Source organism: Mycobacterium lacus (genome assembly GCF_010731535.1).
Lineage (GTDB): Bacteria > Actinomycetota > Actinomycetes > Mycobacteriales > Mycobacteriaceae > Mycobacterium > Mycobacterium lacus.
In genome coordinates this window covers 4778200-4792706 of record NZ_AP022581.1, presented here as the reverse complement: position 1 = coordinate 4792706, position 14507 = coordinate 4778200, and the positions used below count along the sequence as shown (strand labels likewise).

The following is a 14507-nucleotide window of genomic DNA, read 5'->3' as shown; positions in this document are numbered from 1 at the left end:
TCGCTTGCGTTCATGATTCTATGCGGTGACGCCGACAAGCTCGGTCGGCGCCGCGCCGGTTTCGGTGTGATTTTCCGAATTCTTTTGTGGCAGTTGGCTTCGCGGGTCGTGCAGCGTGCGACGCAGATCTTGCAGCAGCCGTAGCCCGGCCGGGGTCATAGTCAACCCGCGCCATCCGGCCGAGGCGCGGTCGAGCACCGCCCACACCAGTTTGAGGCAGGAGTGCTCGCCGGGCAGCCGGCCGATCACCTTCACCCGGCGCCGCGTCTCACCGAAGGTGCGCTCGATGAAATTGGAGTGCCGCACCCGTGTCCAATGCTCACGCGGAAACCGCAGATAGACCGTCAGCGATTCACGGTCATCGAGCAGACAACGCACCGCCGCCGGGTAGGAATCGCGCCACCGCTTGACGAACACGTCGATGCGGCTCTGGGCGAGTTTGACTGCGTCGATGCCGGGTTCAACATCCTCCGGCAGGTCGAAGATCGCCCAGTAATCGGCTTTGACGTCGGCCTGCGCATTCTTGGGCACCTTGGCCAGCAGGTTATCCGTTAACCGGCCCTCGTCGGGGCGACACGCTCGGTGCATGTGAGGTCCCACCAGTGAGGCGTTTGGGCGTTGACACTGGAGGTCGGTGGCTTTCCCCTCTCTGGCAGGGTTAGTTGAGACAGCAGGGTTCGAAAATATCTGACCAGGTATTGAGGGCAAGTAAGGATTGCAACGAACAATGACGGCGACTTTGGCTGAGGTCCGGAAGGGTAGCGCCGATGATGAAGGCGTGGGAACCGATTCGGCCCAGGGTCCGCGGGCGGATCGTCCCCGGCGGCGCAACTTCACCCCGGAGTACAAGGCGGCCATTGTGGCCGAGTACGACGCGTTGACCGAGCCGGGTGCGCGGGGTGCGCTGCTTCGGCGTGAGGGCCTGTACTCATCGCACATCGTGGAGTGGCGCCGAGCGCGCGACGCGGGCGCGTTGGACGGGCTGGCCCGGTCAGGCGGTCGTGGTAAGGACCGCGACCAGGCCGAGATCGAACGGCTACGGAAGCGGGCCGAACGGGCCGAGGCCGAGCTTGAACGCACGAGGGCCGCGTTGGATCTGGTGGGAAAAGCACACGCGCTCTTGGAGACGCTCTCCGAGAGCACGGGCACGCGGCCCGGGTCGAAGAAGTGATCGCACAGTTGCTGCCCGAGGTGGAGCGGCTGACCTCGACCGCGAAGGCGTGCGCGCTGCTGGGCAAGCCGCGCGCGAGCCTGTATCGGCAGCGCAACCGCCCTGCCGGTCCACGCCGCAAACCCGGGCCGAGCGGACCGCCGCCCAATGCGCTCGACGCGGCCGAGCGCACGCAGATCCTTACGGTGTTGTGCCAGCCGCGCTTCGCCGACAAGGCGGTCGCCCAAGTGTGGGCCGAGCTGCTCGACGAGGGCGTCTACCTGTGCTCGCAGTCCACGATGTACCGGATCCTGCGCACGCACAACATGACCCGCGAACGGCGGCGGGTAGCCACACACCCGCCGCGGGTCAAACCCGAGCTGGTCGCCCACCAACCCAACGACGTGTGGTCCTGGGACATCACCAAATTGGCGGGACCGGTGCGCGGCGAGTTCTACCAGCTCTACGTGATGCTGGACATCTTCAGCCGCTACCCCGTCGGCTGGCGCGTCGAGTACCACGAGGACGCCGACATCGCCCAGGACTGGATGGCCGAGCTGACCGCGCTACACGGGCGGCCCGGCGCGATCCACGCCGACCGGGGTTCGGCGATGACGTCGAAGAACGTCGCCCAGCTGCTAATCGACCTCGGCGTGGCGCGCAGCCACTCGCGCCCACGGGTGTCAAACGACAACCCGTTCAGCGAATCCCAGTTCAAAACGCTGAAGTACCGCAACGATTTTCCCGAACGGTTCGACTCGATCGAGCACGCCCGCACCTGGTGCAAAGACTTCTTCGACTACCTGCGCCACGAGCACCGCCATTCCGCGCTCGGCCTGCACACACCGGCGTCGGTGTACTTCGGCACCGCCGCCGACATCCAGGCCAAACGAGCCCGGGTCATGGCCGATGCCTACGCCGCCAACCCCAACCGGTTTAGCAGCCCACCACAGCCCCCGAAACTACCGACCGCGGCATGGATCAACCCACCGACCCCACAACCGAAAATAGTGTCCACATAGTGAGACGCTGTCTCAAACACCTTGACAGCTACCGTTCCGCGTGGGAGGTGCCGATGGGGCTTCGGGTAGCCGGTGACGGAGACGTTTTCTTGCTTGCCGCGGATGCCGCCGCCGGGCAGAGCGACGACGTCGCAATGGTGAATCGGTTTCTGGCGCACCTGAAGGGTAGGAACTTCGCCCGCGCGACGCGGCGCGCATATGCGTACGACGTGTTGAATTTCCTGCGGTTCCTCGCCGGGCACGGCATTGGTCTGGCCGAGGTGCGGCCGCCCGACTTATTCGACTATCTGGACTGGCAGACCCAGCCCAAGCGCACCGCGGGTTCGACAGTGGTCCGGTTATGCGAGCGGCGGGGCGCTGCCCCAGCGACGCAGAATCGGCGCATTGCCGCGGTGAGAGCACTGTTCGAGTTCGCGGAGATCACCGGCGTGGTGACGACCAGCCCGGTGCCGGCTCCGCGGCGCACCAGTGGGCTTCGGGCACGTCGGGGCCTGCTGGGGCATATCCCGGCTCGTCACCGCAGACCGGGCGGTCGGCTGGTGCGGCAGCAACAGCTACTGCCGGAAAGCCTTGAACTGGCCGAGGTTGAGGCGTTCCTGGCCGATCTGGGCACCCATCGCGACCGTGCCATGGTGCTGCTGATGCTGCTTGGCGGACTGCGCGCCGCTGAGGTCCGCGGTCTGCTGTTGGCCGAGGTGGACGTCGGCCGCCGGCAGGTGCGAGTGGTCGGCAAGTGCGGCCGGGAGCGGGTGGTGCCGGTGGACCGGCCGTTCTTCGCCGAACTGGCTGCTTATCTTCGACTTGAGCGGCCAGCGGATTGCGCGACCGAGCAATGCTTCGTTGTGCTGCGTGGGCCGACCGTGGGACAGCCGTTGACCGAGGCGGGGATGCGTCGGATCTTCCGCACCCACCGGGCTCGTTCGGGCGCGGCGCGGGTGCGGCCACACCGGCTGCGTCACACCTACGGAACCCAGTTGGCCGCAGCCGGGATCGATCTGCTGGTGCTGCGGGACTTAATGGGGCACGCCAGCCCCGAGACGACGGGCAAGTACGTGCATCTGTCAGCCGAGACCCTCGCCGCCGAGTACACCGCCGCACGTAAGGAATCGCCATGGTGAGCGTCGCGGCCGCCAACCCGGCCACCGCACCGCTTCGGACGAGCGCGCAGCTGCTCGCGGCCTACGACGACCACGTCGACGCGCTGACAGTAGCCAAGGGTGTGCAGTTCGAACGGCGCCGCGCCGCCCGCCGGTTCCTGCAGCAGCATCCCGACCCGGCGGTGTGGATGCGCCGCCCCACCCCGGCCCGGTTAACCGACCTGCACCGGCTAAAAGCTTGGCCGTTCCTCTCCTGGTGTTTCGTGCACCGGCACCTGGTTCCTGACGTGGAGCTACTGCTGGCCAAGCCCGGCGGGTGCGGGCTGCCGGTTGAGTGGGCCGCCCACGAGCCCGACAACTTGGCCGCGGTCGCAGAGGCCGCCGCGGTGCTGGGCTGGAGCAGCAACTGGCAGCGGCAGGTCGGGCTGTTGGCTGCCTCGACGATCTGCCTGCACGTGGGAAAGCCCGTGCGGCAGCTGACCGAAGACGACTTCGCTGCCGTGCTCGGACAGCTGGATGGATCAGCCGTGTTGTCGGCCTCGGCGCGTCACCATGCCCGCACCCGGCTGTTCGGCTTGCAGCAGGCCTGCTACCAACTCGGGAGCCTGACCACCCCGCCGCGACAGAGCGGGCCGGTGGCAGTTGGGCCACTTGCGCACGCCGCTGGTGTGCGCCAGCCGCTGATCCGCACGGAGGTGGTCCGCTACGTGCAGACGATCACCACTACGCTGCGCCCCTACACGGTTGCCGGGCGAACCAAGGCGTTGCGGGTGTTCTTCGACCACCTCGCCGACCAGCACCCCGAGGTGACCCGGCTGGAGCAGATCGAACGAACCCGCCACATCGAGCCCTACCTGGCATGGGCCCGGACCCGGCCGTGGCGCGGCAAGAACCGGGAGCGCCGCACCGTCGGCGTGGTCGTGTTCCACCAAGATGTGGTCGACCTGCGCTGCTTCTTCGAAGACATCGCCGGCTGGGGCTGGCCCTCGGCGCCGCCGCGGCGGCTGCTGTTCTACGCCGACATCCCACGCACCCCCGACGCGCTGCCCCGAGCGCTGACCCCAGACGTCGACCGGGCACTGATGGGTGCCGTCGCCAACCTCGATGACGCATTCGTTCGCACCGGCCTGCTGCTGTTGCGCGCTACCGGTATGCGCGTCGGTGAACTGCTCGACCTGGAACTGGACTGCCTGCTGGACTTCGTTGGGCACGGCACCTGGCTGCGCGTGCCGGTGGGCAAGCTGAACTCCGAACGCATGGTGCCGCTGGACCCCGACACCGTGCAGGTGATCGATGCCTGGATCGCCCAGCGGGGCCGCCAACGTGCGCTGCCCCATCCCCGCGACGGCCGGCTGACCGAGTTCTTGTTCCTCGAACACGGCCGCCGCCCAACGTCATTCCGGCTGCGCAAAGGCCTGCTCGACGCGGCCGCCACTGCCGGGCTGCGCGGCCGCGACGGAAAGCTGCTGCACATCACCCACACCAGCTGCGGCATACCTTCGGCACCAGCCTGATTAACGGCGGTATCGGGCTGCCCGCGCTGATGGCCCTCATGGGCCACGTCACCCCGGAGATGACACTGCGTTACGCCAAGCTCGCCACGCCCACCATCCGCAGCGCCTACCAAGCGGCGATGGACAAAGTCCGCGCCGGTCAACTGCTCCCCCTGACCGTCGTCAACGCCGCGCCGCCGGTGCCCGACAAAGTCGCCTGGCTGCATTCGGAAATGCTCAAAACTCGTCTCGCGCACGGCTTCTGCGCCCGCCCCAAAGCCGCTGGGCCGTGCCCCTACGCCAACATCTGCGAGCAGTGCGACTTCTTCGTCCCCGACCCAGCGGCCACCACCACGATCAGCGCCCAACTCGACGACATCCGCGCTTTACAGGCCGATGCCCAAGCCCGCGGCTGGGACGACGAAGCTGCCCGCCACCAGCGCGTCGCAGCGAACCTCGATCAGCACCTCCAACGACTACGCCGCAACCCCTCCACCACCCCGCCCTCTTGACCCTGACCACGAAGGCCGGTTAATTCTGGCGCGATGGATCAGGCAGCGTTGCCGCAGCGCCGCGCCCATGGTGCGCTCGACCGCGCCGATCAACCCGGCCGCGCCGTCGCTGATCACCAACAGCGGACACGCCAGGCCCCGCCCGCCGAGCCCGGTCAAGAAACCCTCCCAGCCATCGCCAGACTCGCTGGCGGCCGCATCTAGCCCGACGAACACCGGTTTGCCGTCGGTGTCGATGCCCCAGGCGGCCAACACCGGCTCGGCCGAGGCATTGGCGTGGTACTTGAAGTGGCTGCCGTCGAGGAAAGCCCAGGGCTGAATGACGATGCCGCCGATGATGCTCATCCTTGAAGTCGCCGATGACCACCCGGATGCGAGCAAAGCCGTCCCAGTCGCTACTCCAAGCGGGCAAGGGGCGATCCCGCCACCGGCGAACCCATCCGACAGCTAACCATGGACCCCACAAGGGACTACCAACCCCGAAACGCCTCCACCAGCCACCCAAAGAAAAGCCCCAACCCTAAACGAGGTTCGGACATATTCCGCTGTCTTGAGACATCACTTGGCGGTGGCGGAGGGATTTGAACCCTCGGACGGTGTTAGCCGTCACACGCTTTCGAGGCGTGCTCCTTAGGCCGCTCGGACACGCCACCGTCAAGCAGCTTACCGAACGAGCGACCCGTCACCCCAACCGCTGGCGGGCGAAGAAGGCCTCCAGCGGCGCGGCGCACTCCGCGGCGAGCACCCCGCCGCGCACCTCCGGGCGATGGTTGAGCCGCCGGTCCCGGACCACGTCCCACAGCGACCCGACCGCCCCGGTCTTGGGTTCCCAGGCGCCGAACACCAGCCGCGCGATGCGCGCCAGCACCAGGGCGCCGGCGCACATGGTGCATGGTTCGACGGTGACCGCGAGCGTGGTCCCCTCCAGCCGCCACCCGTCGCCGAGCACCCCGGCCGCGGCCCGCATCACCAGGATCTCGGCGTGTGCGGTGGGATCGCCGAGGGCCTCGCGGGCATTCACGGCCCGGGCGAGTTCGGTTCCGTCGGCGCCGATCATCACCGCACCGACGGGCACGTCGCGGGGGCCGGCGGTCCCGGCGACCGCTAGGGCGGTACGGATCAGATCTTCGTCGGTGATCTGACGGCGGCGACCCGCTTCGCCCGGCGTCGCCGCGCTCGCGATCACCGACGGAATCTGACGGCGGCGACCCGCTTCGCCCGGCGTCGCCGCGCTCGCGATCACCGACGGAATCTGACGGCGGCGACCCGCTTCGCCCGGCGTCGCCGCGCTCGCGATCACCGACCGAGGCGGTCGATCACCGCCGACAGCTGGTCGGCGAAACCCATCTCCCGGGCGATGCGGCCCAACTGCTCATCGGCGTACAGGTCGGTCTCGTCCAGGATGACCCCCAGCACCGCTTCGGGCAGCCCGATGTCGGAGAGCAACCCGAGGTCGCCTTCCTCGAACGGCTCGGCGTCCTCGAGGTCTTCGGGATCGATCTCGGCGTCCAGACTGTCCAGGACCTCGGCGGCGATGTCGTAGTCCAGCGCGGCGGTGGCGTCCGACAACAGCAGCCGGGTGCCCGACGGAGCCGGGCGCACGATGACGAAGAACTCGTCGTCAATGTCGAGGAGCCCAAAGACGGCTCCGGCACTGCGCAGTTCGCGCAGCTCCGTCTCGGCGGCCGCCAGGCTCGTCAGCGCCTTGCGTCCCATCGCCGAGCAGCGCCATTGGCCCTCTTCGCGTACGACCGCAACGCCGAAGCCGTCCGGTGTGTCCGCGGACGGGCCTTGCGCGGAGGCCCGTTGTGCTCCCATGGGCGCCTACGGTAGTCGCTGACCAGGCCCGTGACCAGATGAGGCCGGGACGAACACGGTGCGGCAAGCGAACTTGATGGCCCGCCGCCCACTGAACTGTGCCAACCTTGGACTGTGGTGACGAGGCCGGTGTGCGTGTTGGGGCTGGGACTTATCGGCGGTTCGATAATGCGGGCCACGGCGGGGGCGGGCCGTGAAGTCTTCGGCTACAACCGGTCGGTGGAGGGCGCCCAAGCGGCGCGAACCGACGGATACGACGCCACCACCGAACTCGCCGACGCGCTGACCCGCGCCGCCGACACAGACGCGTTGATCGTGCTGGCCGTTCCGATGCCCGCATTGCCGAACATGCTCGACCATATCCGCGCACTGGCCCCCGACTGCCCGCTGACCGACGTCACCAGCGTCAAGAGTGCGGTGCTCCATGAGGTCGCCGCGGCAGGTCTGCTGGCACGTTTCGTCGGCGGCCATCCGATGACGGGCACCGCGCATTCCGGCTGGGCGGCCGGCCACGGGGGCTTGTTCACCAGGGCACCCTGGGTCATCAGCGTGGACGACCACGTGGACCCGACGGTGTGGTCGATGGTGATGACGCTGGCGCTGGACTGCGGGGCCGTCGTGGTGCCGGCCAAATCCGACGAGCACGACGCCGCCGCGGCCGCGATCTCCCATCTGCCGCACCTGCTCGCCGAGGCGCTGGCCGTCACCGCCTCGGAGGTCCCCCTGGCCTTCGCGCTGGCCGCCGGGTCATTCCGCGACGCCACCCGGGTGGCGGGCACCGCGCCGGATCTGGTGCGGGCGATGTGTGAAGGCAATTCCCGCCAACTGCTGCCGGCAGCCGACCGGGTCATCGAACTGCTCAGCCGTGCCCGCGACTCGCTGTCCTGCCACAACTCGGTGGCCGACCTCATCGAAGCCGGCCACGCCGCGCGCACGCGCTACGACAGTTTCCCGCGCTCCGACATCGTCACCGTCGTCATCGGCACCGAGAAGTGGCGTGAGGAACTGGCCGCCGCCGGCCGGGCGGGTGGGGTGATCAGATCCGCTCTGCCAACCCTGGATAGTCCACGATGAACCCGTCGGCGTCCACGGTCACGACGGTGTCGGCGACCGGCGAACGCAACTTGATTCCCTCGAGGCCTCCGCTGCTGGTGTAGCTGACGGTGGCCGCGGTCACCGACATCTCCGGCACGTTCACATAGACCATCGGCAACGTAATCGATTCCGTCCGTTCGTGTAACCCGAGGCGACGGATCGGCAGCGCGTTGAAGAACGGGCTGAACACCACATCGACGTCGAGAGCGCCGTTGAATCCCGCGCGCCGCTCCCCCTGATGGTCGGTGATCAACCACATGTTCTCCTCGTCGCGAGCAATCGCAAGCTGGCGTTCCCGCTCGGCCAGCGTGACCGTCAGCCCGAACCGCTTGGTGGCGCCGGTCTCGTCGGTCTGCAGTTCGTAGAACGCACCGAACGCCGGGTTGGTTGCGGTGGCCGCGGCCACGATGCGTCCGGTGGCCCTGATTCGCTTGCGGGACAACTGCACTCGCACCGATTCCATGCGGGAGACGTCCTGTGCGCGCCAGGTCAACATCGCCGGCCAGGCGGACGGCGTCGAGTCGGAAGGGGCTGCGTTCACACCCCTACCGTAAAACGTGTCCACCGGCCGCGGCAGCCTTGTCCGCAACTGTGGGCTTGCGCACCCGACCGGTGCCCGGCACCGACGCCCATACTGCCAGCGCCAGCAGGCCATCGAGGATCAGCGCCAGCGCGGCCACCATCAGAGCACCAACGAGGGCGATGTGGAATTGGCGTTCCTTGATCCCGTCGATCAAGTAGCGGCCCAGCCCGCCAAGGCTGGCGTAGGCCGCCACCGTCGCGGTGGCGACCACCTGTAGGGTCGCGCTGCGTAGGCCGCCCAGGATGAGGGGCAGTGCATTGGGAACCTCGGCGCGCAGCAGCACCTGGGACTCGGTCATGCCCATCGCGCGGGCGGCGTCGACCACCAGCGGGTCGACGCTGGCAATTCCGGCGTAGGCGCCGGCCAGCAGCGACGGAATACCCAGCAGCATGAGGGCAACCAGCGGCGGTCCCGCGCCGAGCCCGAACAGCAGCACGCCCAGCAGCAGCACTCCCAGCGTGGGAAGCGAGCGCAACCCGTTGACCGTGCCCACCACCAGCAGCGTGCCGCGGCCGGTGTGCCCGATGAGCAGCCCGACCGGCACGGCGACCAGCGCCGCCGCCGCCACCGCCACCGCGGTGTATTCCAGATGCTCCAACGTGCGCGCCGCCAGGCCGACGGGGCCGATCCAGTTGCTGGCAGTAAATAGGTAGGACAGCGCCTGCTCGATGAAGCTCATCGCGCACCCCCCGCCATCGGTGCGGCCACCCGGCGCCGCCGACGGCCGCTACGGTCCGCGTGCTCCCACGGCGTGACCAGCCAGCCGGCCAGGTTGACCAGCATGTCGACGCCAATGCCCAGCAGGAACATCGCGATGATCCCGGCGACGATCTGGTCGCTCTTGTTGGTTTGGTATCCCGCGGTGAACCAGGTGCCCAGGCCGCCGATGCCGATCACCGAACCCACCGACACCATCGCTATGTTGGTCACCACGACCACCCGCAATCCGGCGACCAGCACCGGGATGCACAGCGGCAGTTCGACTTTCATTATCCGGGCGATCGTCGAATAGCCGACCGCGGTGGCCGCGTCACGCACCTGCGCAGGCACCGCGTCCAGCGCCTCGAGGACGGCCCGAACCAGCAACGCCGTGGTATAGGCGGTCAGCGCAACCATGACGTTGGCCTCATCGAGGATCCGGGTCCTGATGATCAGCGGCAGGACCACGAACAGCGCCAGCGACGGGATCGTGAACACGACGCTGGCGGTCGCCGTCGTTAGTCGGCGCAGCATCGGTGCGCGCTGCACCAGCACGCCCAGTGGCACCGCGATCGCCAGTCCGAACAGCACCGGGAGCAAGGACAGCCGCAGGTGGACAACGGTCAGCGCCCAGGCGGCGTCGAGGTGGGTCAGCAGGTAGTGCATGCCTGCCCCCCACCGTCGGTCTTCTTGCCTTCTTGGAACGCGGCCAGCACGTCGGCGGCCCGCACCCCACCGATCACTTTGCCCCCGCCGTCGACGGCAACACCCACCGCCGACGGCGACGACAGGGCGGCGTCCAACGCCTGGCTGAGGTTGCCGTTCGGTCGGAACACCGAACCGACGACGGTCATGCTCTCGGACAACGGCGCGCCGCTGCGGTGGCGCCGCAAGCCGTCGGCGTCGATCCAACCCAGCGGCGCGTTGTCGTCGTTGACCACCAGCGCCCAGCCGTCCGCAAGCTGCGCATCCCCGAGGCGGTTCGCGGAGACCTGCTCGATGTCGTGCACGGCCAGGCCCGCCGCGTCGAACAACTGCAGCCAGCGATAACCGCGGCCGGCGCCGATGAACATCGACACGAACTCGTTGGCCGGATTCGACAACAGCTGCGCCGTGCGGTCGTACTGCTGCAGCGCACCGCCCGGCGCGAACACCGCCACCAAGTCGGCGAGCTTGAACGCCTCGTCGATATCGTGCGTGACGAAGACGATGGTCTTGTGCAATTCGCCTTGCAGACGCAGTATTTCGTTCTGCAGATCGTGGCGGACCACGGGGTCGACGGCGGAGAACGGCTCGTCCATCAATAGGATCGGCGGGTTGGCCGCGAGTGCTCGAGCCACGCCCACGCGCTGCTGTTCGCCGCCGGAGAGCTGCGCAGGGTAGCGGGTGGCGACCCTCGGGTTCAGTCCGACGCGTTCGAGTACCTGGTAGGCCGCTTTGCGGGCGGCGCGGCGGGACTGACCTTTGAGCACCGGCACCGTCGCGACGTTGTCGATCACCCGTTGATGGGGCATCAAACCCGCGTGCTGGATGACGTAACCAATTCCAAGGCGCAGCTTCACCGGGTCGACGCCTGCTACGTCGGTGCCGTCCACGGCGATGGTGCCCGACGTCGGCTCGACCATCCGGTTGATCATCCGCAGCGCGGTGGTCTTTCCGCAGCCCGACGGACCGAGAAAGACGGTCAGCATGCCGTTGGGGACTTCCAGGCTCAACCGGTCCACGGCGGTGGTGCCGTCGGCGAACACCTTGGTGACCGTGTCGAAACTGATCATCCTGGTTGCTACCCCCGGATCGGGTGGTCGAAACCGTTGGCGTGCACCCATTTCCGTGCCGCCTGGTCGGGATCTACTCCGGAATTACCCGACACCGCGGCATTGAGTTCGGCCAAACCCGCCGTGGTCAGCTTCGCCGATACCGCGTCCAGGACATCTTTGAGGCGATCCGACTTTTTCTGCGAATTCACCAGCGGCACAATGTTGCCGGCCAGGAAGTTGTGCTCCGGATCCTCGAGCACCACCAGGTGGTTTTGCGGGATACCCGGGGACGTGCTGAAGATGTTGGCGGCAGTGGCCGTTCCGTCCACCAGCGCCCGGATGGTCACGGCGCCGCCGCCGTCGTTGATGGTCATGAAATTGCCCGGGCGGATGTCGAGTGCGTACTTCTGTCGCAGCCCGGGCAACCCGGCCGGCCGCGTCTGGAACGCCGACGGCGCCGCGAACTTCACATCCGCGGAATGGGCCGCGAGGTCAGCGATCGTTTTCAGGTTCCACGCGGTGGCGGTCGCGTTGGTGACGGTGACGGTGTCGGTGTCAGAGGCAGGCGACGGCGTCAGGATCGACAGGTCGCCGGGCAGCCGCTTGTACAGCTCCAGCTCGACGGCGTCGAGCATGGTCACCGGGGAATCGGGCTGGAAGTAGAGCAGCAGGTTGCCGATATATTCCGGCACCAGGTCGATGGAGTGGTCTTTGAGCGCCGGGATATACGTCTCGCGGCTGCCGATTCCCATCCGCCGACCGATGTCAAAGCCGTTGGCCTGCAATGCTTGTGCGTAGATTTCGGCGACGATCTCGGATTCCGGGAAGTCCCCAGACCCCACCACGATGGATTTCACGTTGCCGGTCGCCGCCCCGAGCGGATCGGGACTGCCGCACGCCGCGACCAGACACACCGTCAGCAGCCCCGCCACCGCGACGAGTGTCGTGCGACGCGCGCGCCGCAGCATGTTCATGTCGCTGACACTAGTGTCGGATACTGTGCGGCGCCGCCGCGGCCTGACGCATTCGGTGTTTCTGCGCCTGGTTTGGTTTCATTCCGTGCCGGATGAGACGAAGATGGCACCATGACCAGCACTCCCTCTGGCTCGCCTGATCGGCCGCCCCCGGCGCCCCGACCCCGTCCGACAACCAAGGACCCGACGGCCAAGTTCACCCGCGCCGGCGCGCTGTGGTCGTCGTTGATTGCCGGCTTCCTGATCCTGATCCTGCTGCTGATCTTCATCGCGCAGAACACCGCGTCCACGCCGTTCGCGTTCTTCGGCTGGCGCTGGAGCCTGCCGCTGGGTGTGGCCATATTGCTGGCGGCGGTGGGCGGCGGGCTGCTCACGGTCGCCGTCGGCACCGCACGGATCGTTCAGCTGCGCCGAGCGGCCAAGAAGCACGCCGCATCCCTGCGATAGCCCATCACCATCGAGTCTGCGTGCAGGGCGCAGAGATTGCCCGTGGAGTGGCCGCCAGCGCAGGATCGATGCCGTCGGCGCAGGCTCGATCGAGCTAGCGGCTCGGCGTGGCAATTTCCGCCAGCCCGCGGGCAATCAATGGCGCCACCACTTCGGGTACGTCGTACGTTTCCTCCTTCCCGGCGGCGTGCTCGGACATCCGGCGGCGGAAGTCGATCCCGGCGGCGATGATCGCGAGCTTGAAGTAGGCCAGCGCCATGTAGAACTCCCAATGCCCCAGCGGCTGACCGGAGACCAGTGAATACCGGTCTGCCAGCTCGTCGGCCGTCGGCAGCAGTGGCGACGTCCAGGCGGCCTGCGCGTTGACGATCAGGTCCAGGGCGGGGTCGCGGTACACGCACATCAGGGCCGCGTCGGACAGCGGGTCCCCCAGCGTCGAAAGCTCCCAGTCCACGACCGCCCGAACCCGCGTCGGGTCGCGTGCGTCCAGGATGGTGTTGTCGATCCGATAGTCCCCGTGCACGATCGAGGTGCGGCTCTGCGGCGGAATGGATTGCCGCAGGGCCGAATGCAGCCGCGCGACGTCGGAGTCGCGGCGATCATCGGGCAGTCGCACCAGGTCCCATTGCGAACCCCATCGGCGCACCTGGCGCTCCAGGTAGCCGTCGGACTTGCCGAAATCGCTCAGCCCGACGGCGTTTGGGTCCACGCCGTGCAAGTCGACGAGCACCTGGATCAGCGCGTTGACACAGCCTTCGATGACGGAGTGGTCGCCGAGCGCTTCGAGTTCGGCACGTCGGCGCACCACTTGCCCGACAACGAATTCGACGATCTGAAACGGCGCGCCGAGCACCGTGTCGTCTTCGCACAGGGCGATCGTGCGCGCCACCGGAACCGGGGTGTCCTGCAAGGCGGCGACCACCTTGTACTCGCGGGCCATGTCGTGTGCCGACGGGGTCAGGCCGTGCAGCGGCGGACGACGCACCAGCCAGCTCGTCGTGTCGTCGTGGACCCGGAACGTCAGATTCGAGCGGCCACCGGAGATCAGCTCGGCCCGCAACTCGCCGTCGCGCTCGATGCCGTGCGAACGCAAGTACCGGTCCAGCGCGGGCAGATCGAGCCCGTTCAGTCGGTCAGCCGAGGTCACCGGATATGTCTACCACCGCTGATTGGCCCGGCTTTCCCCCGCATGCGGGTGGCACAGCCCACCTTAGGATGCTTCACGGCCTGCTCGAACGTTCTGGGTCGCCGAGTTACCGCTGATTTCGGGGCAGCAGGTCCCACACATGTTCGGTCGAGTTGACGGTCGCGACCGTCGCTTGCCCGGAGCGGGAGAACAACAGCCGGGTCACCGACGCGTAGTCGATCGGGAAGGACAGCACCCGGGCGGTGCCGAGAATCTCGTGCAACACCACGTTGATCACCCCACCGTGGCTGAACGCCGCAACCGTCTCGTCGGGCTGGGCCGCCGCCACGATATCGCCGACCGCCGCGCGAACACGGGCGCGAAAGGCGTCTTCGTCGACCGCGCTGGGCAGATGGCCCCGCGCCAGGCGCGCCCATTCCTGGGGAAATTCCTCGCGGATGTGCTCGACGGGGATGTACGCCGGAAGGTCGCGGTCGTACTCGGCGAACCGCTCGTCGATTTCAACGGCCAGCTGGCGTACCGCCGCGACCGGTTCGGCGGTCTGAAGGGCGCGGCGCTGCGGGCTGCTCACCACGCGCGATATGGGAAACCGGGCAAGCGCCTCGGGCAGCCGCGCGACCTGCGCCAGCCCGGCATCCGACAGGTCAGGGTCAGAGCCCTCGCCGTGTTCGCTGCGCAGCGGCAACGCATGCCGGACCAGAAGCAGTTGCATG

The 14507-nt window shown here is 67.9% G+C and carries 16 protein-coding genes, 1 tRNA gene and 3 pseudogenes; 8 read left to right on the top strand and 12 right to left on the bottom strand.

From position 1 onward, the window contains the following. Nucleotides 1-18: 18 nt before the first annotated feature. Nucleotides 19-546, bottom strand: a pseudogene (locus G6N24_RS22130) (transposase); the annotation flags it as partial. Between the two features lie 181 nt (nt 547-727). Here G6N24_RS22130 and G6N24_RS23955 point away from each other — a divergent pair. The 5 genes from G6N24_RS23955 to G6N24_RS25170 are packed head-to-tail and all read left to right on the top strand — an operon-like array spanning nt 728 to nt 5274. After that, on the top strand, nt 728-1171 hold the full coding sequence (locus G6N24_RS23955) for a transposase (RefSeq protein WP_179963428.1): 444 nt from the start codon (nt 728-730) through the stop codon (nt 1169-1171). After that, nucleotides 1168-2172, top strand: coding sequence for an IS3 family transposase (locus tag G6N24_RS22120; protein ID WP_163745452.1), 1005 nt, complete (start codon nt 1168-1170; stop codon nt 2170-2172). The genes G6N24_RS23955 and G6N24_RS22120 overlap by 4 nt, the downstream gene beginning before the upstream one ends. Further along, nucleotides 2172-3290: a tyrosine-type recombinase/integrase gene (locus G6N24_RS22115; protein ID WP_331253178.1), complete on the top strand. Its 1119-nt coding sequence runs from the start codon at nt 2172-2174 to the stop codon at nt 3288-3290. The genes G6N24_RS22120 and G6N24_RS22115 overlap by 1 nt, the downstream gene beginning before the upstream one ends. Continuing rightward, a complete protein-coding gene (locus G6N24_RS22110) occupies nt 3284-4783 on the top strand; it encodes a tyrosine-type recombinase/integrase (protein WP_163745604.1) in 1500 nt (499 codons plus the stop codon). Before G6N24_RS22115 ends, G6N24_RS22110 begins: the two co-directional genes overlap by 7 nt. Nucleotides 4784-4812: 29 nt before the next feature. Beyond that, the gene (locus G6N24_RS25170) at nt 4813-5274 is read left to right on the top strand and encodes a hypothetical protein (RefSeq protein WP_170296073.1); all 462 of its coding nucleotides are present in this window, start codon (nt 4813-4815) and stop codon (nt 5272-5274) included. Nucleotides 5275-5298: 24 nt separating this feature from the next. On the opposite strand, the pseudogene G6N24_RS22100 reads toward G6N24_RS25170, so the two are convergent. The 3 genes and pseudogenes from G6N24_RS22100 to G6N24_RS22090 all read right to left on the bottom strand — a co-directional run. Continuing rightward, a pseudogene (locus tag G6N24_RS22100) lies at nt 5299-5586 on the bottom strand (transposase); the annotation flags it as partial. A 251-nt stretch (nt 5587-5837) separates the two neighbouring features. Beyond that, a tRNA-Ser gene (locus G6N24_RS22095) sits at nt 5838-5927 on the bottom strand. A gap of 29 nt (nt 5928-5956) precedes the next feature. Beyond that, entirely contained in the window at nt 5957-6412 is a 456-nt protein-coding gene (locus G6N24_RS22090; RefSeq protein ID WP_085163077.1) for a nucleoside deaminase, read from the bottom strand. Here G6N24_RS22090 and G6N24_RS25990 point away from each other — a divergent pair. Next, nucleotides 6412-6618, top strand: a pseudogene (locus G6N24_RS25990) (gamma-glutamyl-gamma-aminobutyrate hydrolase family protein); the annotation flags it as partial. The gene G6N24_RS22090 and the pseudogene G6N24_RS25990 sit on opposite strands and share 1 nt — an antisense overlap. Here G6N24_RS25990 and G6N24_RS22080 read toward each other — a convergent pair. After that, nucleotides 6571-7092, bottom strand: coding sequence for a tRNA adenosine deaminase-associated protein (locus tag G6N24_RS22080; RefSeq protein WP_085163063.1), 522 nt, complete (start codon nt 7090-7092; stop codon nt 6571-6573). The pseudogene G6N24_RS25990 and the gene G6N24_RS22080 overlap by 48 nt on opposite strands. Before the next feature lie 129 nt (nt 7093-7221). Here G6N24_RS22080 and G6N24_RS22075 point away from each other — a divergent pair, with 129 nt between their 5' ends. Then, complete coding sequence (locus G6N24_RS22075) at nt 7222-8166, top strand: prephenate dehydrogenase (protein WP_232070840.1); 945 nt, start codon at nt 7222-7224, stop codon at nt 8164-8166. Here the strand turns inward: G6N24_RS22075 and G6N24_RS22070 are convergent. The 5 genes from G6N24_RS22070 to G6N24_RS22050 are packed head-to-tail and all read right to left on the bottom strand — an operon-like array spanning nt 8129 to nt 12200. Continuing rightward, nucleotides 8129-8728, bottom strand: a complete 600-nt coding sequence (locus tag G6N24_RS22070; RefSeq protein WP_139822643.1) for a putative glycolipid-binding domain-containing protein — start codon at nt 8726-8728, stop codon at nt 8129-8131. The genes G6N24_RS22075 and G6N24_RS22070 overlap by 38 nt on opposite strands. Before the next feature lie 4 nt (nt 8729-8732). Continuing rightward, nucleotides 8733-9449 (bottom strand): ABC transporter permease, encoded by a 717-nt coding sequence (locus tag G6N24_RS22065; protein WP_085163066.1) that lies wholly within the window; start codon nt 9447-9449, stop codon nt 8733-8735. Next, on the bottom strand, nt 9446-10135 hold the full coding sequence (locus G6N24_RS22060; RefSeq protein ID WP_085163067.1) for an ABC transporter permease: 690 nt from the start codon (nt 10133-10135) through the stop codon (nt 9446-9448). The genes G6N24_RS22065 and G6N24_RS22060 overlap by 4 nt, the downstream gene beginning before the upstream one ends. After that, nucleotides 10120-11244, bottom strand: coding sequence for an ABC transporter ATP-binding protein (locus tag G6N24_RS22055; RefSeq protein WP_085163068.1), 1125 nt, complete (start codon nt 11242-11244; stop codon nt 10120-10122). The genes G6N24_RS22060 and G6N24_RS22055 overlap by 16 nt, the downstream gene beginning before the upstream one ends. A gap of 8 nt (nt 11245-11252) precedes the next feature. Further along, nucleotides 11253-12200, bottom strand: a complete 948-nt coding sequence (locus G6N24_RS22050; RefSeq protein WP_085163069.1) for an ABC transporter substrate-binding protein — start codon at nt 12198-12200, stop codon at nt 11253-11255. Between the two features lie 111 nt (nt 12201-12311). Here G6N24_RS22050 and G6N24_RS22045 point away from each other — a divergent pair, with 111 nt between their 5' ends. Next, nucleotides 12312-12647, top strand: a complete 336-nt coding sequence (locus G6N24_RS22045) for a LapA family protein (protein ID WP_085163070.1) — start codon at nt 12312-12314, stop codon at nt 12645-12647. Nucleotides 12648-12741: 94 nt separating this feature from the next. Here the strand turns inward: G6N24_RS22045 and G6N24_RS22040 are convergent, their stop codons facing one another. After that, complete coding sequence (locus G6N24_RS22040) at nt 12742-13794, bottom strand: phosphotransferase family protein (RefSeq protein ID WP_085163071.1); 1053 nt, start codon at nt 13792-13794, stop codon at nt 12742-12744. Between the two features lie 106 nt (nt 13795-13900). Further along, a complete protein-coding gene (locus G6N24_RS22035) occupies nt 13901-14506 on the bottom strand; it encodes a histidine phosphatase family protein (RefSeq protein ID WP_085163072.1) in 606 nt (201 codons plus the stop codon). Nucleotide 14507 lies beyond the last annotated feature (1 nt).